The following is a 23,882-nucleotide window of genomic DNA, read 5'->3' on the forward strand; positions in this document are numbered from 1 at the left end:
ACGCCGCGTCCGCCGCTGGCGCCCGGCGAAAGGGCTGCGAAAGGAAAGCCCCCTAGGCTGCGGCCAACGACTATCCGCAGGACCGCGCATGAGCCTGGGCTGGAACATCCTTTGCGATTTCGACGGCACCATCGCGTTGCAGGACGTGACCGATGCCGTATTGGTGCGTTACGCCCGGCCCGGCTGGGAGCTGATCGAGGCGGCGTGGAAGGCCGGCCGCATCACCTCGCGCGAGTGCATGGGCCAGCAGGTCGCCCTGCTCGACGCCGGCCGCGACGAGCTCGACGCCTTGCTCGACGGCATCCGCATCGATCCCGCATTCCCCGAATTCGTGCGCGCCGCGCACGCCGCCGGCTGCCGCCTGACCGTGGTCAGCGACGGCCTGGACTACGCGATCGAACGCATCCTCGCCCGCCACGGCCTGGGCCCGTTGCCGGTGATCGCCAACCGCCTGGTCGCCGACGGCGAACGCGGCTGGCGCCTGGATTTCCCGCATTCGCGTCAGGACTGCCGGGTCGGCAGCGGCACCTGCAAATGCGCGGTCGCCGCGGCCGCGCCGCCGCGCCTGCGCAACCTGCTGATCGGCGACGGCCAGTCGGATTTCTGCGTCGCCGCGCGCGCCGATTACGTCTTCGCCAAAGCCAAGTTGATCGAACACTGCCGCCAGCAGCGCATCGCCCATGCGCCGATCGGCGGCTTCCTGGAAGCCTTGGCGCTGCTGCCGAGCCTGCTCGACGGGCTGCTCGATACGCCGCGCGAAACCGTCTCCGTCCTCCCCCTCCCCTCCCGGGCTAGCACTCCATGACCCACTCCGCTCTGCTCGCCGACGACGCGGCTTTCCGCGACGCCGCCGCCCAAACCACCGACCTGTCCGACGCCGCCGCGCCGGGTTCCGACGCCGCGCTGCTCGCCGACGAAGAGACCTGGTGCTCCTTCGGCGACACCGTGCACTACAGCGATCCGCCGAAGATCTTCACCGGCGCCGACGGCAGCTATCTGTACGACTCGGCCGGCACCGAATTCCTCGATCTGCAGATGTGGTATTCGGCGGTCAACTTCGGTTACCGCAACCCGCGCCTGAACGAAGTGCTCAAGCGCCAGATCGACACCCTGCCGCAGGTCGCCAGCCAGTACCTGCATCCGACCAAGATCGAGCTGGCCAAGACCATCGCGGTCGACGCGCAGAACAAGTGGGGCCGCAAGGGCCGCGTCCACTTCAACGTCGGCGGCGCGCAGTCGGTGGAGGATTCGCTCAAGCTGGTGCGCAACGCCAGCGGCGGCAAGAGCCTGATGTTCGCCTTCGAAGGCGGCTACCACGGCCGCACCCTGGGCGCCTCGGCGATCACGTCCTCGTATCGCTATCGCCGCCGCTACGGCCATTTCGACCGCGCCCAGTTCATCGAATTCCCGTACCACTTCCGCGGCCCCAAGGGCATGAGCAAGGAAGAGTACGGCGAGCACTGCGTGGCCAAGTTCGAGCGCCTGTTCGAGACCGAATACAACGGCGTGTGGGATCCCAAGGTCGGCCAGTGCGAGTACGCCGCGTTCTATGTCGAGCCGATCCAGGGCACCGGCGGCTACGTGATTCCGCCGCCGAACTTCTTCACCGGCCTCAAGCGCGTGCTGGACAAGTACGGCATCTTGCTGGTGGTCGACGAAATCCAGATGGGCTTCTTCCGCACCGGCAAGCTGTGGGCGATCGAGCATTTCGGCGTGCAGCCCGACGTGCTGGTGTTCGGCAAGGCGCTGACCAACGGGCTCAACCCGCTCGCCGGCATCTGGGCGCGCGAGGAACTGATCAACCCGACCGTGTTCCCGCCGGGCTCGACCCATTCGACCTTCGCCTCCAACCCGCTCGGCACCGCGGTGGGCCTGGAGACGATGAAGATGCTGGCCGAAGGCGATTACGAGAACCGGGTGATGCGCGCCGGCGCGCACTTCCTGGCCGGGCTGAAGGATCTGCAGACGCGCCATCCGGAAATCGGCGACGTCGACGGCCTGGGCCTGGCGCTGCGCGCGGAGATCTGCGAAGCCGACGGCTTCACCCCGAACAAGAAGCTGCTCGACCGCATGTGCGACATCGGCCTGGCCGGCGAACTGGAGCACAACGGCAAGAAGATGGGCCTGGTGCTGGACGTCGGCGGCTATTACAAGAACGTGATCACCCTGGCGCCGTCGCTGCATATCTCCGGCGCCGAGATCGACCAGGCGCTGGCGCTGCTGGACCAGTTGCTGACGCGCGCCAAGCGCTCGCTGTAACCGCTCGCGATGGCCGCGGCGACCGTGTTTCCTCGTTTACCGGTCGCCGCGGCGGTTGCGTCGCGGCGTAGGGGCGCGCGGTCCTCACCATCGCTCGCTGCGCTCGCATTTCCCTCTCCCGCGTTGCGGGGTGAGCGGTCGCGCTTGCGAGCCACTGGCTCGCGCGACCGCGAACGCCCGAACGCTCTGCGTTCGGGCCGGGGGGGCGACGTTACCCCCCCGTTCAACGCGCAACCCTCAGCGCAAGCTGCGCACCACCACCACCGCATTCAACCCGCCGAACGCGAACGAGTTGGACATCACCGCGCCGACCTTGGCCTCGCGCGCCACGTTGGGCACGTAGTCCAGGTCGCACTGCGGGTCCGGATCGAGGAAGTTCGCCGTCGGCGGCACCATCTGCTCGCGCAGCGCGCCGAGCGCGGCGACCATCTCCAGCGCGCCGGACGCGCCCAGCGCGTGGCCGTGCACGGCCTTGGTCGAGCTGATCGGGATCACCCCGGCCAGCGCGCCGTACGTCTCGCGGATCGCCCGGGTTTCGCTGGGGTCGTTGGCCGGCGTGGCGGTGCCGTGGGCGTTGATGTAGCCGACCTGCTCCAGCGGCAGTTGCGCGTCCTTGAGCGCGCGGCGCATCGCCGCGACCGCGCCGGCCTGCGAGGGCAGGACCAGGTCGCTGGCGTCGGCCGACAGGCCCGCGCCGGCCAGTTCGGCCAGGATGTGCGCGCCGCGGCGGCGCGCATGTTCGTACTCTTCCAGCACGAAGATCGCCGCGCCCTCGCCGAGCACCAGCCCGCGCCGCTGCAGGCAGAACGGCCGGCAGGTGTCGTCGGCCAGCACCCGCATCGCTTCCCAGGCCTTGGTCAGGCCCAGGGTGATGCAGGCCTCGGCGCCGCCGGCCAGGGCCACGTCGGCGCTGCCGGCGCGGATGGTCTGCAGCGCCTGGGCGAAGGCGTGGTTGGACGAGGCGCAGGCGCTGACCACGCCGAACGCCGGGCCGGTCAGGCCGAATTCGATGCTCAGCTGGCAGGCCGGCGCATTGGCCATCACCCGCACGATGGTGAAGGGATGCACGCGCGGATTGTTGTCGCCGTAGAGCCGGCGGAAGGCCTCGTCGTGGCTGGTCTCGCCGCCCACGCCGGTGCCGACGATGACCGCGCTGCGCTCGCGCAGGTCGCCCTGGTCGAAGTCGATGCCGGACTGCCGCACCGCCTCGCGCGCGGCGATCAGCGCGAACTGCGAGGTGCGGTCCAGCATCGGCAGGCGCTTGTCGTCGAAGTGCCGGGCCGGATCGTAATCGCGCACTTCGGCGGCGACCTTGGCCCGCAGCTTCTCGGCCGGGATCGCCTGGATCGGGCCGATGCCGCTGCGGCCGGCGAGCATTTCGCGCCAGGTCTCGGCCGCGGTGTGGCCGAGCGCGCCGATCGCGCCCATGCCGGTGATGACTACTCTGCGCATCCGGGTCTCCGGCGGACGATGTCGGTACTGTATCTGGGTTCGCGCCTGAATTCGGCTTGCCGCCGCTCAGGCCGCACCGGGCGCCGCGGCGGCGCCGTCGAGCGCCTGCTGCAACGCGGTCGCCAGGCCCTGGACCGAGTCGGTGTCGAAGTTGGGATCGCGGTCGGGCAGGGTCACGCCGAAGTGCTCTTCGATCTCGAAGATGGTCTCGATCGCGGTCAGCGAGTCGACGCCCAAGTCCTTGAGCGTGGACTGCGGGGTGATCGTCGCCACGTCGATGCCGCTTTGCTTGGCGATGATCTCGTACAACTGCCGTTCGACGGATTCGTTCATGCTGACGCTCCTGGTGTCGCTTGCGGGGGCTCGCGTTCGGCGGTCCGGGCCCGGCGCGAGACGCGGCCGGGCCGGCCCTGCCCATGGCGGACTCTAGCCGGCCAACCTTGCACATGTCTTTCGTGACCCGTCTCGAACCCGAGCGCCTGCTCGGCCACTTCCTCGCCCATCCGCCCGAGGGCTTCCCGGCGGAGATGGCCGGCGGCGGCCTGCCCGCCTTCACCGCCCCGTTCGACCTGCTGACCACGGCCGAACCCGAGCTGCTGCAGCGGTTGGCGCGCTGGCCGGGGCAATCGCTGTGGCGGCCGTGGCTGCGCCTGCGCACCCGCTTCATCGGCGCGACCAACACCGAATACCTGTGGCTGCCGCCGCTGCCCGGCCGCGACGACGCCGCCGCGCTGGCCCAGCGCCTGCGCCGCGAACAGGGCCGGCGCTGCCCGCTGCTGATCGTCAAGGACCTGCCCGACGAGTCGCCGCTGCTGCCGGTGGAGTCCAACCGCCAGGCCGCGGCGTTCGCCCGCGCGCTGGCCGAGGAAGGCTTCGTGCTGATGGAAGGCCAGGCCCTGGCCTGGGTGCCGATCGATTTCGATTCCATCGACGCCTACCTGGCGCGGCTCTCGCGCAGCCGCCGCCGCGACCTGCGGCGCAAGCTGCGCTCGCGCGCGGACCTGAGCGTGGAAACGCTGGCCGCCGGCGCGCCGGCCTTCGACGACGAGGCGACGATCGACGCGTTCTACGCGCTGTACCTCAACGTCTACGCGCAAAGCGAAATCCACTTCGACCGGCTCAGCCGCGACTACTTCCGCGCCCTGTTGCGCGACGGCGACAGCGGCGGCGTGGCGTTCGTGTACCGCCACCAGGGCGAGATGATCGGCTGGAACCTGTGCTACGAGCATGCCGGCATGCTGGTGGATAAATACATCGGCCTGCTCTACCCACAGGCGCGCGAGCACAACCTGTATGCGCTGAGCTGGTTCGAGAACCTGGACTACGCGCTGCGCCGCAACCTCGACGCGTATGTGGCCGGCTGGACCGATCCGCAGGTCAAGCGCCAACTCGGCGCGCGCTTCGCCTTCACCCGCCACGCGGTGTACGCGCGCAATCCGCTGCTGCGCGCGATCCTGCGCCGGGTGTCGACTTGGTTCGAATCCGACCGCAGCGTGCTGGAAGCGGCCGCCGCGCCCGACGCCGACCCACAGGAGAACGCCGATGCCGCCGGTCGCGCCTGATTCGCCGCTAAAGATCGATGCGGCGTCCGCGCCGGTGGTGCTCGACCTCGATGCCTCGGTCGGCGCCTTGCCCGGCGCGCTGCGGCTGGACCTGCGCGATTGGCACGACCGCCTGCGCTTCGCCTGCTCGCAGCGCGCGCTGGCGCGCTTCGGCGCGGAACTCGACGCCGCGCTGCCGGCGCGGCACGGCTGCGTATTCCTCGGCAGCGGCGATTTCCACCACCTCAGCCTGCCGCTGATGCGCCGCGCCGCACGCGCGCATGGGCGCCTGCAGGTGGTGGTGTTCGACAACCACCCCGACAACATGCGCTTCCCGCTGGCGGTGCATTGCGGCTCGTGGGTGTCGCGGGTGGCCGCGCTGCCGCAGGTCGCGCGCGTGCACGTGGTCGGCATCACTTCGGCCGACATCGGCCTGGGCCACGCCTGGGAAAACCGGCTGCGGCCGCTGTACCGCGGCAAGCTGCGCTACTGGTCCAGCCAAGTCGCGGTCGGCTGGGCGCGGCTGCTCGGCCTCGGCGCGGCGGTGCGCACGCACGCCAGCGTCGACGCGGCGCTGCAGGCGTTCCTGGCCGAGATCGAACGCGACGGCGACCCGATCTACCTCAGCGTCGACAAAGACGTACTGCGCCCGGAAGACGCGATGACCAACTGGGACCAGGGCCTGATGCGCGCCGACGCGCTGCTGGCCGCAGTGACGCGGCTGCGTTCGCGCATCGTCGCCAGCGACGTCACCGGCGAGATCTCCATCGCCGCGTATCCGCAATGGTGGAAGCGCGCGTTGGCCGCCGCCGACGGGCAGAGCGCTCCGGATGCGGACGCGCTGCGGCTGTGGCAGGCGCAGCAGCACCGGGTCAATCTGCGGTTGCTTGCGGCGTTGGGCTGATACGACGGCGGGCGAACTGGCGCCGGCGATTCATTGGCGCGGTCGCGGCTTGCGCCGCTCCTACAGGGGCTTCGGCGAGTTGCGTTGGCGGCTGTAGGAGCGACGCGAGTCGCGACCGCGAATCCGCAACTACGTCGAAGCGCGCTGGGCGCAGGCGCACTACGACGGCTCGTTCGCAAGAGTCCGAACCGGCGCGGGCGATTCGTTGGCGCGGTCGCGGCTTGCGCCGCTCCTACAGGGGGTTTCGGCAGGTTGCGTTCGCGACTGTAGGAGCGACGCGAGTCGCGACCGCGAATCCGCAACTACGTCGAAGCGCGCTGGGCGCAGGCGCACTACGACGGCTCGCTCACGAGAGTCCGAACTGGCGCGGGCGATTCGTTGGCGCGGTCGTGGCTCGCGCCGCTCCTACAGGGGCTTCGACGAGTTGCGTTTGCGGCTGTAGGAGCGACGCGAGTCGCGACCGCGAATCCACAACCACGTCGAAACCCGAACATCCCGCGAACGACGACGCCTCAGCCGCGCCCGCCGCGGCAGCTTTCCTGCAACACCGCCGCGATCCGCGCGAACGCCTCGTCGTCGAGCCATTCGCTGTTGCCGATAGCAAGCACGCGCGCGGCGAAATCGGCGGCGTTGGGCGCCGGCGCGGGCGGCACGGTGCCGCGTAGATAGTCGTAATCCGGCAGCGCGCGCACGAACGGCCAGGACACGCCCAGGCCCGCGCCCCACAACCGCGCCAGTGCGGCGTCGCGCGCGGCCGGGTCGGCGAACAGCAGCGTAAGCGTTGGCCAGGTGCCGCGCTCGCCACGGCGGTCGCCGAGCACTTGCACGCCCTCGATCCCGCGCAGCTGCGCGCTGCGTGCCAGCGCGCGCTGGCGTGCGGCATCGAGAAACATCGGCAGGCGCGCGGCGGCGCGCGCGCCGATGTTTTGCCGCCACGCGCTCACCCGGTGCAATGGAATGCTCAGCGGGAAGCCGTCCTGCGCCGCCGCCACCTCGTCGCCGCGGCGCAGCGCTTGCCGCAGCGGCCGGCCGTACACCCAGCGCAGGCCGTGCGGACCGTAGAACACGGCGTAGCCGATCAGTTCGGCGCAGCGGCGCAGTTCCCACGCCGGCGAATTCGGCAATAGCCGCGGCGCCAGTTCGACGATGCCGGCGCGCAACGCCGGATCGTGCGCGATCAGCGCGCCGCCTTCGAAAATGCTCAAGCCCTTGCCGGCGGCGAGGCTGAGGATGCCCAGGTCGCCGGCCGCGCCGGCCGGCGTGCCGTCGGCGTGGCGCGCGCCCAGCGCCTGCGCGGCGTCTTCGATCACCCAGGCGCCGGCGGCGCGCGCCAGCCGCAGCGGCGCGCCCAGGTCGACCAGGCGCCCGCCCAGATGCGCCGGCACCACCGCCAGCGTGTCGCGGCCGCACAGCGCGGCCAGCGCATCGGGGTCCATCTCGAAATGGCCCGGCCGGGTATCGCACACGCGCAGCTCCAAGCCGCAATGCGCGACCGCGATCGCCAGCAACGGGCAAGTGTAGGCCGGCACGATCACCTCGCGCCGCGCGCTGACGCGCTTGAGCGCGCTCAACGCCAGCACCAGCGCGGCGGTGCCCGAGCAGGTCAGCGTGGCCGCGCCGTCGTCGAGTTCCAGCAGGCGCGCCAGGCTCCGCGCCAACGACGGCGCCGCGGTCGGCGCGAAGTCGCGCCAGCGCAGCGGCAGGCCCGCCGTCGGCGGCAGTTCAGTGCGCGGCGCCGCCATCGGCTCCGTCCGCGCCTTTGCGTTCGGGCCCCGCAGCCAACTGCGCGGCGCGCTCGCTGCCGGATTCGGCATCGTCGGGTTCGCCCAGCGCCAGGCAGACGATGCCGGCGACGATGGCGACCGCGCCGGCCACTTGCAGCGAGCTGAAACGCTCGCCGAACAACCACGCCGACAGCGCCAGCACACTCACCACTTCCAGGTGCGAGGCGGCGAAGGCCGGGCCGATCGGCGCGTGCTTGAGCAGGCTCATCCAGGTGAAGAACGCGCCGATGTAGCCCAGCAGAGCGCCGTACAGCCACGGCTGCGCGAGCAGGCGCAACAGCCAGTCCAGCGAGGCTTCCGGCGGAAACGCGCCGGCGCCGGCATGCTTGAAGCTGAGCTGGGCGAGCGTGTCGAAGCCCATCAGCAAGGCGAAGCCGATCAGGTAGAACCGCCTCATGCGCCCGCTCCGACCATCGCCACGCCGGCGCCGATCAAGCCCATGCCGGCCAGCCGCCAAGGGGTGAGTTTTTCGCCGAACAGCCAGCGCCCGGCGAGCATGATCGCAACGATGTTGATCGAACCCAGCAACACGCCGCGGCCCAGCGGCACCAGCGACAGGAACGCGATCCAGGCCAGGAACTCGAGCACGTAGCAGGCGCCGCCGATCCACAGCCACGGCCGCGACAGCATGTGCTTCCAGCGCGCCAGCCCGTCGCCGGCCTCGGGATCGCCGGCGGCCGCCTTGAACGCGAGCTGGCCGCCGGTGTCGAGCAGCACCGTCGCCGTCCACAGCGTCCACACCAGGGTGTTCACGCCGCGCGCGCCGCGTCGGCCTCGTCGCCGACCGCGCGGCCGTCGCCGACGCGCTGGAAGAAACCGGCCAGGCGTTCGATCAGCAGGCGGCGATCGCGGTCGATGGTGATCATGTGGTAACTATCGCGCAGCCACAGCAGTTCTACCGGCCCGGATACGCGGTCGGCGACCAGGTGCGCGTTGCGCACGTGCGCGACATCGTCTTCGATGGCGTGCGCGACCAGGCACGGCGCGCGCACCTCGCCCAGGCGCCGGCGCATGTGCGTCGACAAGGTGTACAGGTCGGCCAGCGAATGCCAGGGATTGCCCGGCAGCCCCGCCGCCGCGCTGTCGCCGCCGAGCATCGCGCCGCTGACCTGGGCGCGGATGCGTTCGTCGCGCAAGCCGTACGGCGGCTCTTCCTGGAAGCTGCGGCCGCGGCCGATGCCCAGGCGCTTGAACCACGGCAGCAGGAACGACAACCGCCCGACCGCGGGCATGTTCCAGCCGTCGTAGCGGAAGGTCGCGCCGAGCACGCCGACCCCGGACACCCAGCCCGGTCGCTGCGCCGCGAGCAGCAACGACAACAACGCGCCCATCGACAACCCGGCCACGTACAGGCGATCGACTCGCCCGCGCAATTCGTCGGCCGCGCGCTCGACGCTGGCGTACCAATCGCGCCAGCCGGTCGCGAGCAGATCGGCCTCGTCGCCGCAGTGCCCGGCCAGCTGCATCCCGTACACGGTGAAGCCCGCGCGCTGCAGCCCTTTGCCGAGCAAGCGCATCTCGTGCGGCGTGCCGGTGAGCCCGTGGATCAGCAGCACGCCGTCGCGCCCGCCTTCGAAATGGAATTCCGCGTTGGTGATCATCGAGACCCGTATCGCTGTCGTCGCGGCCGCGCCGGTGCGCGCGCACGGCCGTCGACTGGAGCGGCCAGTGTCGCCAGCCTGGGTTTCACCAACCTTTCGTGCGCCGGCGCCGGCTGAATCGGGCTTCAGCCGGGCGCTCGGGCCGCGCCCGGCGCTTCGCTCAGGGCGTGCGCTGGGTACCGGCCGCCGCGCTCAGGAACCGCACCAGCACGCGCTGGCCGATCCGCAGCCCGCCGGCCTTGTCCAGGGCCAGCACGCATTCGACGGTGCGCTCGTTGGCGCGCACGTCCGGGTCGTCCTCGAGCGTGGAAGGGCCGAACGCCGGCGACAGGCGCAGCACGCGCGCGGCGCCGAGCACGCGCTGGGTGTCGCCGTCGTCGAGGATCTGCGCGCGCATGCCGGGATGCACGTTGTCGAGGAAGGCGGCGTTGAGTTCGGCGCGGACGATGCGTTCGCCGTCGGGCAGCAGCACGAACAGCGGCGCGCCGTGCGGGGCCACGCTCATGCCCACGCGCGCGGCCACGCGCGCCAGTTCGCCGGCGACCGGCGCATGCAGGGTCTGGCGCTGCATGGCCGCGGCGGCCTGGTCGCGCTGGGCGGCGGCGATGTCGGCGGCGGCGCGGGCGCTGTCGGCTTCGTCCTGCAATTGCGCCAGCGCATCGCGGGCGTCGTCGGCGCTCTGGCCGTCGCCGGCGCCGGCCGCGGCGGCCGCGCCCAGGCGCTGCGCGCGCACCCGCGCTTGCGCGAGGCGTTGTTGCAACAGGTTCACTTGCGCGCGCGCCTGCGCCAGCCGCGCTTCGGCGATGCGGTCGTCGGCGCGCGCGGCGGTGGCGTCGAGCGCGGCCAGTTCCTGGCCGGCGGCGACGCGCTCGCCTTCGCGCACCGGTACCCGCGCCAGCACGCCTTCGGCGGCCATGCCGAGCTTGAGCAGGCCGCCTTCAACATCGACGCGGCCGCGCGCGACCGCGGCGAAGGTCGATGCCGACGTGGTTGCCGGCGGCGCGGCATCGCGCGCGGGTTCGTCGCGGCCGCAGCCGGACAGGGCCGACGCCAGCGCGAGGCAGAGCAGCAGCGGCGCAGGGCGGTTAAGGAGTCGGATCATCGCGGCCGGGAACAAGAGGGAGGGGAAGGTCGGCGCCTGGATCGCGCCGGTCGCTGAGGATGCGGCCGTCTTCCATGGTCAGAAGGCGGTCGGCGTGGCCGATCAGGCGCGGGTCGTGGCTCACGCACAGCACCAGGGTGCAGTGGCGGCGGGCGATGCTGTGCAGGATGTCGATCACGATCTGGCCGTTGGCGGCGTCGAGCGAACTGGTCGGCTCGTCGGCGAACAGCAGCGCCGGCTGCTTGGCCAGCGCGCGCGCGATCGCCACGCGCTGTTTCTCGCCGCCCGACAGCTCGGCTGGGCGTAGGTGCGCGCGCCGCGCCATCCCGACTTCGTCCAGCGCCGCCAATGCGCGGGCGCGGCTGTCGGCGCGGCTCAGGCCGAGATAGTGCAGCGGCAACGCCACTTGTTCGGCCGCGGTCAGCGCCGGGAACAGGTTGAAGCCCTGGAACACGAAACCGGTGTGGTGCAGGCGGAACGCTTCCAGCGCGCGCAGGCCGAGCGCGCCGAGATCCTCGCCGAGCGCGCTCACCCGGCCCTGGTCCGGGCGCTGCAGACCGCTGAGCACCGACAGCAGCGTGCTCTTGCCGCAGCCCGACGGGCCCGAAATCAGGGTCAGTTCGCCCGGATGCACCTGCAGCGAGATGCCGTCGAGCACCGTGGTGCGCACGCTGCCGGACAGGAAGGATTTGGCGATGCCGTGCGCGACCAACCCCGCCGAAGCATCGACGATGTTGGCCGCGGGCGCCGTGTGCAGCGCGTTCATCGCAGCAGCACCGCAGGATCGGCGCGGCGCAAGCCGCGCAGGGCCGACAGGCCCGACAAGGAAGCCAGCACCATCACCACCAGCATGCAGATCGCGGTCACTTGCAGATTGAACAACACCGGCACGTCGCGCGCGCGCGCCAGCGCGATCAGCGCCAGGCCCGCGACGGTGGCCACCGCCACCCCGATCGCGCCGACCCACAGCGCCTGTTCCAGCACCACCCAGCGCAGCGAGCGCATGCCGATGCCGAGCGCGTTCAAGGTCGCGTATTCGCGCACCGAACCGTTGACCGCGGCGACCAGCGCCTGGCTGGTGATGACCGCGCCGACCAGCAGCACCACCGCGGCCAGGAACAGCACGCCGGCGCCGGCGCCGGTGTCGAACATCCAGAACAGCACCGCCTGGCGGGCGAAATCCGGCGCGGTCCAGGCCTCGAAGCGGCCGAAGCCGGCGGCGCCGGCGCGCAGTTGCGCGATCACCTGCGGCGCCTGCGCCGGGTCGTGCAGGCGGGCGACGAAGTACGCCGGCCACGCCGCATTGCCGCCGGCGCCCTGCAAATGTCGCGCGGTTTCGAGCGAGGCGACCACGTTGACGCCGCCGAGCGCGCGCAGGCCCGAACTGGCGCCGACCACACGCACCGGGTGGCCGTTGAGGTGGGCGCGCTCGCCGATGCCGACGCCGAGCTTGTCGAGCTCGGCGCGATCGACGATCACGCTGTCGGGCAGCGCCAGCCGCTGACGCAGCTGCGGCGACAGCGCGCGCGAGAACATCAGCCCGTCCTTGCCGATGTCGATGCCGGACACGTACACCGACACGCCGCCGGTGTCCTTGGCCGGGCCGCGCCAGTCGGCGTCGAGCCAATAGAAGGGTTCGACCTTGGCCACCTGCGGCTGCATCAGCAGCAGCGATTGCAGGTTCGGGTCCACCGGCCGGCCCTGGTCGACGCTCTGCGTGCCCGGATAGCCCAGCCACAGATCGGCCGAGGACCCCGAGACGTACACGCTGGCGCTGCCGAAGATGCCCAGCACCAGCGCCGCCTGCAGCAACAGCAGCAGGCTGGAGAAGCCGATCGCCAGCACCGCCGGCAGGAACCGGCGCCATTCGTAGCGCAGGGTCTGGCGCGCCAGCGAGGTCATCGGCGCGCCTCGCGCGCGATCGCTGCAGGCGCAACCGGCGACGCCTGCGCGGCGACGTCGGCCTCGGCGCGGCCGAGCCGGTCCTCGGGCGCAGCGCCGAGCGCCTTGTACAGCGCGATGTAAGCCTGGGCGCGGTCGCTGCGCGCGGCGTTGAGTTCCAGCGCGGCCTGATCGCGATCGATCCGGCTGCCGGCCAGTTCCAGGTCGCCGCTCAGGCCCAGGCCGCGGCGCACCTGCTGCATCTGCGCCGAGCGCGCCAGCGCGTCGAAGGCGCGGCGGTCGGCGTCCTCGCGCTGGCGCTGCTGCTCCAGCGCCGACAGCGCCGATTCGGTTTCCGCCACCGCCGCCAGCACGGTCTTGCGATAAGCCAGCGCGGCCGCTTCCAGTTCGGCGCCCTTGGCGTGGGCGCGGGCGCGGCGCAGGCCCCAGTCGAACAGCGGCACGTCGATGATCGGGCCGGACACGCCGATGCCCTCGGTCTCGGTGCGGCGATGCGCGGTGACGTTGACCGACCATTGGATCGAGGTGCCGAAGGCGAGACGCGGATATTGATCGGCGCGGGCCAGGCCGAGGTCGGCGGCGGCGCGCAACACCCCGGCCTGGGCCAGGGCGATGTCGGGGCGGGTGCGCAGCAGATCGGCCGGAGCGCGGTCGATCGCGGCCAAGGCCAGCGCCGGACGCGCCGGGCCGGCGCGCCACTGCGGGTCGGGCTCAGCGCGGCCGAGCAGCAAGGCCAGCGCCTGTTCGGCGGCGACGATGCGCTGGCGCGGTTCGCCCAAGGCCGCCTCGGCCTGGGCCAGCACGGCGCGCGGCGCTTCGACGCTGTCGCGCGCGGCCAGGCGCAGATCGGCGCGCACCTGTTGCACGCGCAGTTGCTCGGCGCGCGCGGCGCGGATCGAATCGAGCAGGCGTTCGCGCTCGACCGCGTCGCGCAGCGCGATCCATTCGCGCGCGGTCTCCGCCGCCACGCTGACCTGGGCCTGGCGCAGTTGCGCCTGCGCGCTGTCGAGTTCGCTGCGCGCGCCGCGTTCGATCGCCTCGCTGCGGCCGAAGAACCCCATCTCCCACACTGCGTCCAGGCCCATCACGAAGAACGAGGCGCTGGCGTCGGGGTCGATGGGATTGCTGGTGCGCGCGCGCACTTCCGGCTTGAGCACATCGCCGGCGTGTTCGTGCAGCAGCCGCGCCGAGCGCAGCCGCGCGCGCGCCTGGGCTGCGTCGAGGTTGGCGGCCAGCGCCTGTTCGACCAGCGCATCCAGGCGCGGATCGCCGAACGCGCGCCACCAGCCGCGCGGATCGGGCGCCGCCGCGGGCGCGGCGTCGGCGGTCGCGGCGTTGCGCCACTGCGGCGGCAGCGGCGGGGTTTGATCGGGAATCGGCGTGCTCATGCACGCGCTCAAGGCCAGCGGCAGCAGGGCCGACGACAGCAGCGCCGCGCAGCGGCGCGCGAAAGCGCGGCGATCCAGCAGCGGCGCGGTGCGCGGGCGATCACGCAGGAACGGGGACATCAACGCGGCTCCGCGATCAAAGGCGCGACCCGTCCGCTCGGGGCGTCGGGCGCGATCAAGGGAAAATCCAGTTCGACCCGCAGCCCGCCCAGGCGCGAACGGGCGAAGGCTACGCGCGCGTCGTGACGGTCGGCGATTCGGCGCACGATCGCCAATCCAAGGCCGGTGCCGCCTTCGATCGCCTCGGGCGCGCGGAAGAAGCGGTCGCCCAGGCGCGGCAGCGCCGATTCGGCCACGCCGGGGCCGTCGTCGTCGACGCTGACCCGCGCCGATTCGCCGTGCCGGCGCAGCGCGACGCTGACCGTGCCGCCGCGGCGCACATAGCTCAGGGCGTTGTCGATGAGGTTGCCGAGCGCATCGTGCAAGGCATACGCATCTGCGCGCACCGTCAGCGCTTCGTCCGGGCCTTCGTAACCCAGGTCGACATCGGCACGCATCGCGCGGGCGACGTGCTCGCCGAGGATTTCCGGCACCAGCTGATCCAATCGCAACGGCGCCATCGGCGCGGCCGCCTCCACCGGCGCCTGCGCGCGGCTCAGCGCCAGCAACTGGGTGGCGGTGCGGGCCAGGCGCATGGTCAGCACCTGCACCTGCGCCAGCGCGTCGGCGCGCTGGCCTTCGTCGGCGCTGCTGCGCGCGCGCTCGGCGTGCAGGGCCAGCCCGGCCAACGGCGTGCGCAACTGGTGCGCGGCGTCGGCGATGAAATGCTCCTGGCTCACGAACAAGCGGCGGATGCGTTCGAGCAAGGCATCGATCGTGGCGCTGAGCGGGCGGATCTCCGCCGGCACCGGCACGTCGCCGACCGGCACCAGTTCCTGCCCGTGCCGGGCCAGCCGGCCGATCAGCGGATCCAGCGCGCGCAGGCCGCGGCTGACGCCGCTCCACATCAGCGCCAGCAGCACCGCCGTCAGCACCAACTGCAACAGGATCGACATCAGCAGGATCTGCTGCGCGCGCAGTTGCCGGTCCTGCACGGTCTCGGCCAGGGTCACCACCAAGGTGTCGCTCGGATCGGCCGGCGCCGGCACCGCCAGCGCCACCGCGCGCGAACGCACGCCGCCGATGGCGGTGTCGTAGAACTGCGCGTCGCCGTCCAGGCGCGGCGCCGGGCCCGGCGGAATCGCCTCGTGGCTGGCGCTGAGCACGCCGCGGCGCAGGCTGCGCACCGAGTAGTAGTTGTGGCCGAGCTTGTTGTACTCCAGCAGGAACGCCGCCTGCGGCGACAGCGCGTCGGAGTCGGTGGCCTTGAGCACCTTGGCCAGTCCGTAAGCGTCTTCGAGCAAACCTTCGTCGTAGACGCGATCGGAATAGCGCGAGGCGACCGCGTACACCAGCACCGACACCAGCACCACGGTGATGCTCACCGGCACCAGCAGGAACAGCAGCAAGCGCCGGCGCAGGCTGTCGCCGGCGCGCGCGGGCCGGGCGCGCGGGCCGGGCATCGTTGCGGCGGAAGTCACGTGCGGGCCGGCCGGGCGCGAGCGTTCAAGCGCGGCGCTGGCCGGCGGCGGTGGCGCCCGCGGCGGTTTCCTCGACCACGTAACCCAGGCCGCGGATGGTGCGGATGGTCACGCCGGTGTCGTCGAGTTTGCGGCGCAAGCGATGGATGGCGATATCCAGGCCGTTGTTGGTGATGTCCTGTTCCCAGTTGCACAGCGCTTCGATCAATTGCTCGCGGCTGACCAGGCTGCCGCGGCGGCTGAGCAGCGCGTCGAGCAGGGCGAACTCGCGTCCGGTCAGTTCCAGCGCGGCGTCCTGGTTCCAACCGCGGCGGCCGGCCAGGTCCAGGCGCAGCCGGCCGATCGACAGCATCGGAATGCCCTGGCTGACGCGCCGGCGCAGCAGCGCGCGCACGCGCGCGGCGAATTCCTCCAGCACGAAGGGTTTGACCAGATAGTCGTCGGCGCCCGAGTCGAGCGCGCGCACGCGCTCGCTGACGCCTTCGCGCGCGGTCACCACCAGCATCGCCGCGCTCTCGCCGCGCGCACGCGCGCGCTGCAGCACGGTCAGTCCGTCGAGCTGCGGCAGGTTGAGATCGAGCACGACCAGATCGTAGGTGCCGTCGTGCAGCGCCGCGTCGGCGTCGTTGCCGCGCGCGACGCGATCCACGGCGTGGCCGCTGTCGGCCAGCGCCGCGCTCAGGCCCGAGGCGATGGCAGGGTCGTCTTCGGCGATCAAGATGCGCATGGGCGTCCTTGTGATCGTTCCGGCCGCGCGACGCGTCCGGCGTGATTGCGAAAGTGTGGCACTCGCTATTGCGATTTTTCGTTAACGTTACTTTCTGTCAAAAATTTGTCGGAGAACGGCGCGAAAGTCGTGCGATGCGTTGCACGCGCCCTGCTCATACCGCCGGATTCAAGAGGTTTTCGCATCGCCGCGAATCCGCCGAAAGTCGCACGCATGCATGCCTCGTTGTCTCCTCGCTCAGGGACCGATACGTTCGGTTACAAAACCGCGACGGCTTCGGGCGCGGCTTCGACCGCGACGGCCGCGCAAGGTTCCGCTCCGGCGCCGGTTCCTGCCTATCGCGGCAAAACCGCGCGCGCCGTGATTGCGGTGGCGATGTGAGCGTCGGTTAGCGAACCGCGCGCGGCAGCGGACGGCGGCTGAACCGGGAGGCGGCCCGATGGATCGCTCTGCGGTCGGCGGCAGCGGCGCGGCGTAGGCGCCGGACTACGGCCCGATGGGGGCGCTGTGCCCGGATCTATCGGCTCGATCCGGGCCTGACCGCCCCGGCCCAGCGCCCGCACGCCGGCCGCGCCCTGCCCGCCTACGAGGCGGCCTACCGCGTCGGCCGCCGGGTACTGCACGAGTTGCGCGCGAATTGGGCGCACTATGCCGAGCACGTAACGGGGACCGAATGATGCAAGCCAACAACCCACCGAGGCGCGAACGCGCCCTGATCCGAACGCCGCTGTTGCGCGGCGCCGCGCTCGCCCTAGCTATGGCCGCGCTCGCCGCCGCCGCGCAGGCGCGCGAACGCACGGACGCCGAAGACGCCGAAGCGGCCACCGCCGCCTACTTCGAGCGCGTGCGCGCCAGCCCGCCGCATCTGCGCGCATTGCTGCAGGCGATGCCCAAGGGCGGCGACCTGCACAGCCACCTCAGCGGCGCGGTCTACGCCGAGGACTATCTGCGCTGGGCCGGCGAAGACGGCCTGTGCCTGCAACGCGAGGACGCGCACCTGGCCGCGCCGCCGTGCGCGCCGCCGGCGAGCGTGGCGGTGAACGCGGCGTCGCTGGAGCTGTACGGCCGCGCCATCGATGCGATGTCGGTGCGCGGCTACGAGCGCGGCATCGGCGATCCGCAGGTGCCGGTCGAACAGCGTTTCTTCTCCGCGTTCGATCGTTTCCGCATCCTCTCGCGCCAGCGCGGCGGCGACATGCTCGCCGCGGTGCGCCGGATCGCCGCGGGCGAGCACACCGCCTACCTGGAACTGATGCAGGTGCCGCCGGCCGGCCGCGGTTTCGCCGATACCGCGCTGCTCCGCGACGACGGCCGCGACTTCGCCCAGTGGGCGCAGACATTGCAACCGGCGCTGGCCGATGCGGTGCCGCGCGCGCGCGCCGAACTCGACCGCGACGAGGCGCAGGCCGCCGCCGCGCTGGGCTGCGCCGGCGCCGCACCGCAGCCCGGTTGCGCGGTGGAAGTGCGTTATCTGATCACCGCCACGCGCGTCCACGAACCGGCGCGGGTGTTCGCCGACCTCGCCTTCGCCTTCGCCCTGGCCGCGGCCGATCCGCGCTGCGTCGGCGTCAATTTTCTCGGCCCCGAACACCATCGGCTGGCGGCGCGCGACTACGCCCTGCACATGCGCATGATCGCGTTCTTCAGGCAGCGCCATCCGACGGTGCAGGTGTCGCTGCACACCGCCGAGCTGAATCCCGCGCTGGCGCCGCCGGAGGATCTGCGCGGCCACATCCGCCAGGCGGTGGACACCGCCGGCGCGCAGCGCATCGGCCACGCCGCCGCGCTGGCGTACGAAGACGACGTGGCATCGCTGCTGCAGACCATGGCGCGGCGACGCGTGGCGGTGGAGATCAACCTGTCCAGCAACGCCGCCATCCTCGGCCTGCGCGGCGCCGCGCACCCGCTGGCGCTGTACCGCGCCGCCGACGTCCCGGTGGTGCTGTCCACCGACGACCAAGGCATTCTGCGCAGCGACCTCAGCGGCGAATACCAGCGCGCCGCGCAAGAGCAAGGCCTGGGCTACCGCGACCTCAAGCGCATCGCCCGCGACAGCCTGCAATACGCGTTCCTGCCCGGCGCCAGCCTGTGGCGCGACGCCGCCGGCGGCGCGCGCGCGCCGGCCTGCGCCGGCACCGATGCGCGGGCCGAAGCCGACGCCGCTTGCGCCGCGTTCCTGCGCGGCAGCGACAAGGCCCGGTTGCAGTGGCGGCTGGAGCAGCAACTGGCGAGGTTCGAGCGCGCGCCGCGGTTGCCGCTGCCGCAGTCATCGGAAAAATGATCCGTTCGTCGCGGTTTTTACGAGTAATCGATCAAGAACGCGCCTGCCGTGGGCGCACGTCTCCCCAAGGAGTCCGATCGATGCGCGCGCACACTCCCCTGGCCTTGTGCCTGCTGCTGGCGGCCGCGCCGGCATTGGCCGGCAGCGACTTCTGCGACGGCGGCGGCAAGACCGCCGACCCGGGCGCCGTCGAGGTTCCGCCGGACCCGACCGGCGGCTCGTGCGAGGTCAACATGTTGGTCACCGACCGGCCGCAAAGCAGCGACGACGCCTACTGGCGCATGCGCGACCTGCCTTTCACCCTGGCCAACGTCACTGTGCTCAAGGGCTCCGACGCATGGCCGGAACTGCCGCTGGACCTGGTGGAAGCGCACCTGCCGGGCGGTTATGCGGCCAAGCAGACGGTCCAGGGCCCGGTCGATCCGCCGATCGGCGAACCGGGCGGCGCTTACGGCGAATCGACCTTCCTGGAATGGTCGTTCCGGCCCGACGGCATCGGTTTGAGCGCGCGCGTGCTGACGCTCAGCGCGCTCGCCGACGGCCGCGCGACCTATCTGCGCGTGGATTGGCTGGAGCCGCCGCAGCCCGACTGGTCCTACGCCGGCCAGACCGCCGCGCCGCAGACGCTGGATAGCCGGCTGGTGCGCCTGTACGCCAGCGGCGCCGCTTCGCCCCAGCGCATCACCTTGCTGCACGACGGCGCTTACGTGCGCGTCGGCCTGGGCCTGCCGGTGCAGCAATGGATCAGTTTCGCCTTGCCCAACGAGCGCTGGCTCCCGCAGCGCCTGCGCAACGGGCCGGTCAAAGGCTCGCCGCTGAGCGAGGGCATGGGCCTGCGCGTGGATTGGCCGTCGCTGAAACCCGGCACGCTCAATCGCGATGCGGAAGGCGTCGCGATCCCACCGCCCGATCCGGATCCGGTCACGCCGCGCCTGGACTGAGCGCCCGGCCGATCCGCGCGGCCAATCCCGCGCGGCGCGAGCCGACCGCAACTGCAGCGACCGTAGCCGCGCCGGCCAGCGACCGCGCGACGACGGCGCGCGCCGCGATAGCCATCCTTACCCGCTTGCGACACGCTCCGGCCTGCGCCGACACCGCCGCAGAATCGATCCGCCGGCAAACCACCTGACAGGAACGCGTCCGCCCCGGACGCACCGTTACCCAAGGAGCTCGACCCATGCGCATCCTCTCTCCCCTGGCCTTGTGCCTGTTGCTGGCGGCCGGCCCGGCCCTGGCCGGCAGCGATTTCTGCGACGGCGGCGGCGACGGCCCGATCGAACCCGAACCGCCGGGCGCGCCCGGCGGCGGCTCCGGCCTGGCGTCGAAGGCGGACACCGACCCGCGCACCAGTTCGTGCGAGGTCGACATGGTCATGTCGCTCAACGGGGCCGAACGCGGCATCGAGTACTGGCGCATGCGCGACCTGCCGTTCACCACCGAGAACTGGGCCGTGCTCAAGCGCAGCAAGCAATGGCCCGAGCTGCCGCTGGAGTTCAAGCAGATCAGCTTGACCCCGGTCGAAGAGCAGACCGCCAAGGCCGGCGCCGCAGCGGCGCGTCCGGCGCCGCCGATCGGCGTGCCGCTGTCGGGCGGACGGTCCACCTTCCTGGAATGGTCGTTCGTGCCGGCCGACAACAAATCGGAAATCTCGCGCGTGCTGGCGCTCACCGTGTTCGCCACCGACAACGGCCCGATCCTGCGCGCGGACTGGATGATTCCGCCGCGCCGCAACTGGTCCTACGCCGACAAGCCGGCGACGCTGCCGAGCGTGATCGAATCGCAATCGGCGGCGCTGACCGACGAAACCCAGGCCGCGACGCTGAGCGTGAGCTTGCTGCACGACGGCGACCACGTGCGCGTAGGCGTCGGCCAACCGGTGCGGCAGTGGCTCAGCTTCGCCCTGCCGTCGGGCCAGTGGCAGCCGCTGCGCCTGCGCAACGGCCTGCTGCTCGGCACGCCGCTGGCCGAAGGCATGGGCTTGAAGGTGAACTGGCCGTCGCTGCGCGCGCGCCAGCTCAACCAGGACCCGGGCGATGGCGGCGGCGGCGACGCGCGCACGCCGACCGGGCCGCGCGCCGACTGACCGGCGCAGCGGACTAAGCGCGCGGGGCTGCTGCGGCGCGCGCGCCGCAGCGCTCCACGCGCCGACGCTTGGGGTGGTCGGGTTCCAGCTCGGCGCGCACCGCCACCAGCGCCTGGGCGAAGGTCTGCGCCTGCGCCGCCGTCCACGGCGCGGGCGCCATGCAGGTTTCCTCGGCGCGGGCCAGGGCGCGGTTGAGCTCTTGTCCCTGCAACTCGTTGAAGCGCGCCAGCGCCGGCGCCAGCGCTGCGCGCGCCGGCTCGATCCGGCCCAGGTCGTGCAAGTCCATCGCCCAGCCGAGCCGGTACATGGCCAGGTTGAGATGATTCGGCGTCGCCGCCGCGGCGATCTCCACCGCGCGGCGCAGATGCGGTTCGGCGCCGCGCGCATCGTCGAGGAACAGATGCCGCATCACGCCGAGGTTGAATTCCGAACTGGCCACGCGCGGGTGCTTCGGGCCGAGCACTTTCATCCGCACCTCCAGGGTGCGTTCGAACCAGCGCAGCGCGGTGGGGTAGTCGTCGCGCGCCTGGGCGATGGTGCCCAGCAGGTTGTACACCGCGGCGGTTTCCTCGTGGTCCTCGCCGTAGACCGCCAGATCGATGCGCAGGGCCTGCGTCGCCAGGCGTTCGGCTTCGGCCAGATCGTCGGCGTCGCGGCGCTGGCGCGCCTGCGAGGCCAGCGACTTGGCCGCGGCCGGGTCGTTGCTGCCGTCGCCGCTCGCCTGCGGCAACTCTTTCAGCAACTGCGCCGCGCGCTCTTGCTGGCCGGCCGCGGACAGCGCGCTGGCCCAGCCGCGCCGCGCCTGCATGCTGCGCGGATCGGCGATGCCGTAGCGGCGCCGGTGGGCTTCGTCGGCGCGCTGCCAGTGCGCCAGCGCCGATTCCAACTGGCCTTGCGCCTGCGACAGGCGCGCGCGCAGGCGCAGCAGGGTCAGCGCTTCGTCGGTCGATTCCGCGGTCAGGCGCTGCTCGGCTTGAGTGAGGAAGCGGTCGGCGGCGGCGTAGTCGGCGCGCAGCAGCGCGACCTGCGCGCGCAGGCCGTAACTGCCGCGCAGCAGCGCCGGCTCGGTGTCCGGTAGCGCCAGACGCAGGCGCAGAGCTTCGTCGGCATGGCGCTCGGCGGCTTCGTAGTCGCCGAGGTTGAACTCGACCTCGGCGATGGCCGCGGTCAGCGCGGCGCGCGTTTCCGGATCGCGGTTGTCCTGCAGTCCGCTCGCCGCGTGCTTGAGCAGGTCGCGCGCGCTGGGATCGCGCCCGCGCGCCTGCAGCGGGTCGGACGCGCGGAACAGGCCGACCATGAACGCGGTCACCTGCTCGGCCTGCAGCCGGCGCGCTTCGGCGCGGTCGCGCGCGCGCGCCAGTTCGCGCGATTGCAGCACGGTGTGGGTGAGGAAGCCGACCAGCAGCGCCGCGGCCACGCCGGCCAGGGCCAACGGCAGCCGCCGGCGCCGCACGAACGCGCGCAAGCGATACCAGCGCTCGCCGTTGCGTGCCGCCACCGGTTGCGAATGCAGCGCCGCGCGCAGGTCTTCGGCCAAGCGTTCGACGCTGGCGTAGCGCTGTTCGGGTTCCTTGCGCAGGCACTTGGCCAGGATCGCGTCGAGGTCGCCCTGCAATTGCCGCCTCAGCGCGCCGGCCGAGGCCGCGCCGCGCGCCTGGGCGATGGCCTGCGCGCTCTCGGGTTCGCGCTGTTCCAGCCGGGCCAGGCGCCGGCTCGCCGGCAACGGCACTTCCTCGGCGATGGCGCGGGTCAACTCGGCCGCGCCGCGGCCGTCGGTGGCCAGCGGCAACTGCCCGCACAGCAGTTCGTACAGCAGCACGCCCAGCGCGTAGACGTCGGTGGCGACGCTGGTCGGCGCGCCGGACACCTGCTCGGGCGCGGCGCTGGCCGGGGAGAAGAACGCCTGCGCGTCGACCGTCGCGGCCGCGCCGGCGCCGGGTTGCAGCGCCTTGGCGATGCCGAAGTCGAGCAGGCGCGCGCGGCCTTCGCTGTCGACCAGCACGTTGCTCGACTTGAGGTCGCGGTGCAACACCAGCCGGCGGTGCGCGTAGTCCACCGCCGCCAGCGCCTGCAGCGCCAGTTCGATCCGCGCGCGCAGCGGCAAGGTGCGGCGGTCGCACCAGGCCGCGATCGGTTCGCCGTCGACGTATTCCATCGCGAAATACGGCTGGCCCGAGGGCAATTCGCCGACGTCGATGAGGCGGGCGATGTTGGGGTGTTCCAGGCTCGCCAGCAGTTCGCGCTCGCGCCGCAACCGGCGCTGCACCTGCGGCGCCCACAAAGGCGAGTCGGCGAGCTTGAGCGCGACGCGCTGTTCGCCGTCTTCGACCGCGCGCCGCGCCAGGTACACCCGGCCCATGCCGCCGGCGCCGAGCTCGCGTTCGATCACGAACGGCCCGGCGCGCTCGCCCGCGGCCAGGCCGTGGTCGTCGTCGTTCCACAGCGCCGCGCCGCCGCGCCAGGGCAGCGCGTCGCCGTCACCGGAGACGTCGGCTTCCATCGCCTCGTGCGCGGACAGCAAACGCGCCACCGCCGCACGCAGGCCGGCCGGGTCGGCGTGCGCGGCGCAGGCGCGCTCTAAGAATGTTGCGCGTTCGGCGGCCGGCAGCTCCAGCGCGCGCGCGAACGTTTCGGCGGCTTGCGCCCACAATGCGGTCGACGTGGCCATGACGCGGCGCTCAGCCCGGCGGAGAGGAAAGTTGGTCGTGCAGCCAGGCGCGCGCGAACTGCCAGTCGCGCTTGGCGGTGGGCAGCGACACGCCGATGGTCTGCGCGGTCTCTTCGATGGTCAGGCCGCCGAAGTAGCGCAGCTCGACGCCGCGCGCGGCGCGCGCGTTGATCCGCTCCAGTCGCTCCAGCAGGCGGTCCAGGTCGAGCGCGTCGGCCAGGTCGGCGGCCGGCGCGGCCACTTCTTCGCCGGCTTGCAAGGTCACCCGCAACACGTCGCCGCCGCGCTTGAGCGCGGAGCGCTCGCGCAGGTGGTCGACCAGCAGGCGGCGGATCGCGTGCGCGGCGATGGCGTAGAAGTGGGCGCGGTTCTGGAACGGCACTTCGCGCTGCTGCGCCAGTTCGAAGTAGGCGTCGTTGGCCAGTTCGGTCGCGCGCAGGGTCACTTGTCCGCTGCGCGCCAGCCGTTGCCGCGCCAGCCGCCGCAGCACCGGGTAGATGCAGTCGAGCAATTGCGCCTCCGACCGCGGATCGCCCTCGCGCCAGCCCTGCAACAGTGAGGTGATGTCGGACGGCGGATCGGCGGCGGTCATGGGGGGGCGACGCCCGGA

At 72.1% G+C, this 23,882-nt stretch carries 21 protein-coding genes; 7 read left to right on the forward strand and 14 right to left on the reverse strand.

Annotation, left to right across the window (positions count from 1 at the left end):
- Nucleotides 1-94: 94 nt before the first annotated feature.
- Together BLU84_RS21515 and BLU84_RS21520 are read left to right on the forward strand one after the other, a co-directional pair.
- Nucleotides 95-805, forward strand: a complete 711-nt coding sequence (locus BLU84_RS21515) for an MtnX-like HAD-IB family phosphatase (RefSeq protein ID WP_211664592.1) — start codon at nucleotides 95-97, stop codon at nucleotides 803-805.
- Nucleotides 802-2,259 (forward strand): aspartate aminotransferase family protein, encoded by a 1,458-nt coding sequence (locus BLU84_RS21520; protein WP_083382993.1) that lies wholly within the window; start codon nucleotides 802-804, stop codon nucleotides 2,257-2,259. The genes BLU84_RS21515 and BLU84_RS21520 overlap by 4 nt, the downstream gene beginning before the upstream one ends.
- Before the next feature lie 237 nt (nucleotides 2,260-2,496).
- On the opposite strand, the gene BLU84_RS21525 is transcribed toward BLU84_RS21520, so the two are convergent.
- Nucleotides 2,497-3,711 (reverse strand): beta-ketoacyl-[acyl-carrier-protein] synthase family protein, encoded by a 1,215-nt coding sequence (locus BLU84_RS21525; RefSeq protein WP_074871959.1) that lies wholly within the window; start codon nucleotides 3,709-3,711, stop codon nucleotides 2,497-2,499.
- Between the two features lie 66 nt (nucleotides 3,712-3,777).
- On the reverse strand, nucleotides 3,778-4,044 hold the full coding sequence (locus BLU84_RS21530) for an acyl carrier protein (protein WP_074871961.1): 267 nt from the start codon (nucleotides 4,042-4,044) through the stop codon (nucleotides 3,778-3,780).
- Nucleotides 4,045-4,157: 113 nt separating this feature from the next.
- On the opposite strand from BLU84_RS21530, the gene BLU84_RS21535 reads away from it, so the two are divergent.
- Complete coding sequence (locus BLU84_RS21535) at nucleotides 4,158-5,273, forward strand: peptidogalycan biosysnthesis protein (RefSeq protein WP_074871963.1); 1,116 nt, start codon at nucleotides 4,158-4,160, stop codon at nucleotides 5,271-5,273.
- Complete coding sequence (locus BLU84_RS21540) at nucleotides 5,254-6,156, forward strand: arginase family protein (protein ID WP_074871965.1); 903 nt, start codon at nucleotides 5,254-5,256, stop codon at nucleotides 6,154-6,156. Before BLU84_RS21535 ends, BLU84_RS21540 begins: the two co-directional genes overlap by 20 nt.
- 512 nt (nucleotides 6,157-6,668) lie before the next feature.
- Here the strand turns inward: BLU84_RS21540 and BLU84_RS21545 are convergent.
- The 10 genes from BLU84_RS21545 to BLU84_RS21590 form a co-directional block, all read right to left on the reverse strand.
- Complete coding sequence (locus tag BLU84_RS21545; RefSeq protein ID WP_074871967.1) at nucleotides 6,669-7,898, reverse strand: aminotransferase class I/II-fold pyridoxal phosphate-dependent enzyme; 1,230 nt, start codon at nucleotides 7,896-7,898, stop codon at nucleotides 6,669-6,671.
- The gene (locus BLU84_RS21550; protein ID WP_074871969.1) at nucleotides 7,879-8,337 is read right to left on the reverse strand and encodes a DMT family transporter; all 459 of its coding nucleotides are present in this window, start codon (nucleotides 8,335-8,337) and stop codon (nucleotides 7,879-7,881) included. Before BLU84_RS21550 ends, BLU84_RS21545 begins: the two co-directional genes overlap by 20 nt.
- Nucleotides 8,334-8,693 carry an EamA family transporter gene (locus BLU84_RS21555; RefSeq protein ID WP_074871971.1) on the reverse strand — a complete coding sequence of 120 codons (360 nt, stop codon included), beginning with the start codon at nucleotides 8,691-8,693 and terminating at the stop codon, nucleotides 8,334-8,336. The genes BLU84_RS21550 and BLU84_RS21555 overlap by 4 nt, the downstream gene beginning before the upstream one ends.
- On the reverse strand, nucleotides 8,690-9,541 hold the full coding sequence (locus BLU84_RS21560; protein WP_074871973.1) for an alpha/beta hydrolase: 852 nt from the start codon (nucleotides 9,539-9,541) through the stop codon (nucleotides 8,690-8,692). The genes BLU84_RS21555 and BLU84_RS21560 overlap by 4 nt, the downstream gene beginning before the upstream one ends.
- A 160-nt stretch (nucleotides 9,542-9,701) precedes the next feature.
- Nucleotides 9,702-10,643 carry an efflux RND transporter periplasmic adaptor subunit gene (locus BLU84_RS21565; protein ID WP_074872119.1) on the reverse strand — a complete coding sequence of 314 codons (942 nt, stop codon included), beginning with the start codon at nucleotides 10,641-10,643 and terminating at the stop codon, nucleotides 9,702-9,704.
- The gene (locus BLU84_RS21570) at nucleotides 10,627-11,409 is read right to left on the reverse strand and encodes an ABC transporter ATP-binding protein (protein WP_074871975.1); all 783 of its coding nucleotides are present in this window, start codon (nucleotides 11,407-11,409) and stop codon (nucleotides 10,627-10,629) included. Before BLU84_RS21570 ends, BLU84_RS21565 begins: the two co-directional genes overlap by 17 nt.
- The gene (locus BLU84_RS21575; protein WP_074871977.1) at nucleotides 11,406-12,545 is read right to left on the reverse strand and encodes an ABC transporter permease; all 1,140 of its coding nucleotides are present in this window, start codon (nucleotides 12,543-12,545) and stop codon (nucleotides 11,406-11,408) included. The genes BLU84_RS21570 and BLU84_RS21575 overlap by 4 nt, the downstream gene beginning before the upstream one ends.
- Nucleotides 12,542-14,053 (reverse strand): TolC family protein, encoded by a 1,512-nt coding sequence (locus tag BLU84_RS21580; protein WP_233431199.1) that lies wholly within the window; start codon nucleotides 14,051-14,053, stop codon nucleotides 12,542-12,544. The genes BLU84_RS21575 and BLU84_RS21580 overlap by 4 nt, the downstream gene beginning before the upstream one ends.
- A complete protein-coding gene (locus tag BLU84_RS21585) occupies nucleotides 14,053-15,513 on the reverse strand; it encodes a sensor histidine kinase (RefSeq protein ID WP_139175180.1) in 1,461 nt (486 codons plus the stop codon). Before BLU84_RS21585 ends, BLU84_RS21580 begins: the two co-directional genes overlap by 1 nt.
- A gap of 25 nt (nucleotides 15,514-15,538) precedes the next feature.
- Nucleotides 15,539-16,240 (reverse strand): response regulator, encoded by a 702-nt coding sequence (locus BLU84_RS21590; protein ID WP_074871981.1) that lies wholly within the window; start codon nucleotides 16,238-16,240, stop codon nucleotides 15,539-15,541.
- 757 nt (nucleotides 16,241-16,997) lie between these two features.
- Between BLU84_RS21590 and BLU84_RS21595 the strand changes: the two genes are divergently transcribed.
- The 3 genes from BLU84_RS21595 to BLU84_RS21605 all read left to right on the forward strand — a co-directional run bounded on the left by BLU84_RS21595 (nucleotide 16,998) and on the right by BLU84_RS21605 (nucleotide 20,604).
- Nucleotides 16,998-18,521, forward strand: coding sequence for an amidohydrolase family protein (locus BLU84_RS21595; protein ID WP_083383009.1), 1,524 nt, complete (start codon nucleotides 16,998-17,000; stop codon nucleotides 18,519-18,521).
- Nucleotides 18,522-18,601: 80 nt separating this feature from the next.
- Nucleotides 18,602-19,462 carry a hypothetical protein gene (locus BLU84_RS21600; protein ID WP_074871983.1) on the forward strand — a complete coding sequence of 287 codons (861 nt, stop codon included), beginning with the start codon at nucleotides 18,602-18,604 and terminating at the stop codon, nucleotides 19,460-19,462.
- Nucleotides 19,463-19,698: 236 nt separating this feature from the next.
- Entirely contained in the window at nucleotides 19,699-20,604 is a 906-nt protein-coding gene (locus BLU84_RS21605) for a hypothetical protein (protein WP_139175181.1), read from the forward strand.
- 13 nt (nucleotides 20,605-20,617) lie between these two features.
- Here BLU84_RS21605 and BLU84_RS21610 read toward each other — a convergent pair whose 3' ends face one another.
- On the reverse strand, nucleotides 20,618-23,272 hold the full coding sequence (locus BLU84_RS21610) for a serine/threonine-protein kinase (protein ID WP_074871988.1): 2,655 nt from the start codon (nucleotides 23,270-23,272) through the stop codon (nucleotides 20,618-20,620).
- Between the two features lie 10 nt (nucleotides 23,273-23,282).
- Nucleotides 23,283-23,864: an ECF-type sigma factor gene (locus BLU84_RS21615; protein WP_074871990.1), complete on the reverse strand. Its 582-nt coding sequence runs from the start codon at nucleotides 23,862-23,864 to the stop codon at nucleotides 23,283-23,285.
- Nucleotides 23,865-23,882 lie beyond the last annotated feature (18 nt).

Source organism: Lysobacter enzymogenes, assembly GCF_900106525.1.
Lineage (GTDB): Bacteria > Pseudomonadota > Gammaproteobacteria > Xanthomonadales > Xanthomonadaceae > Lysobacter > Lysobacter enzymogenes.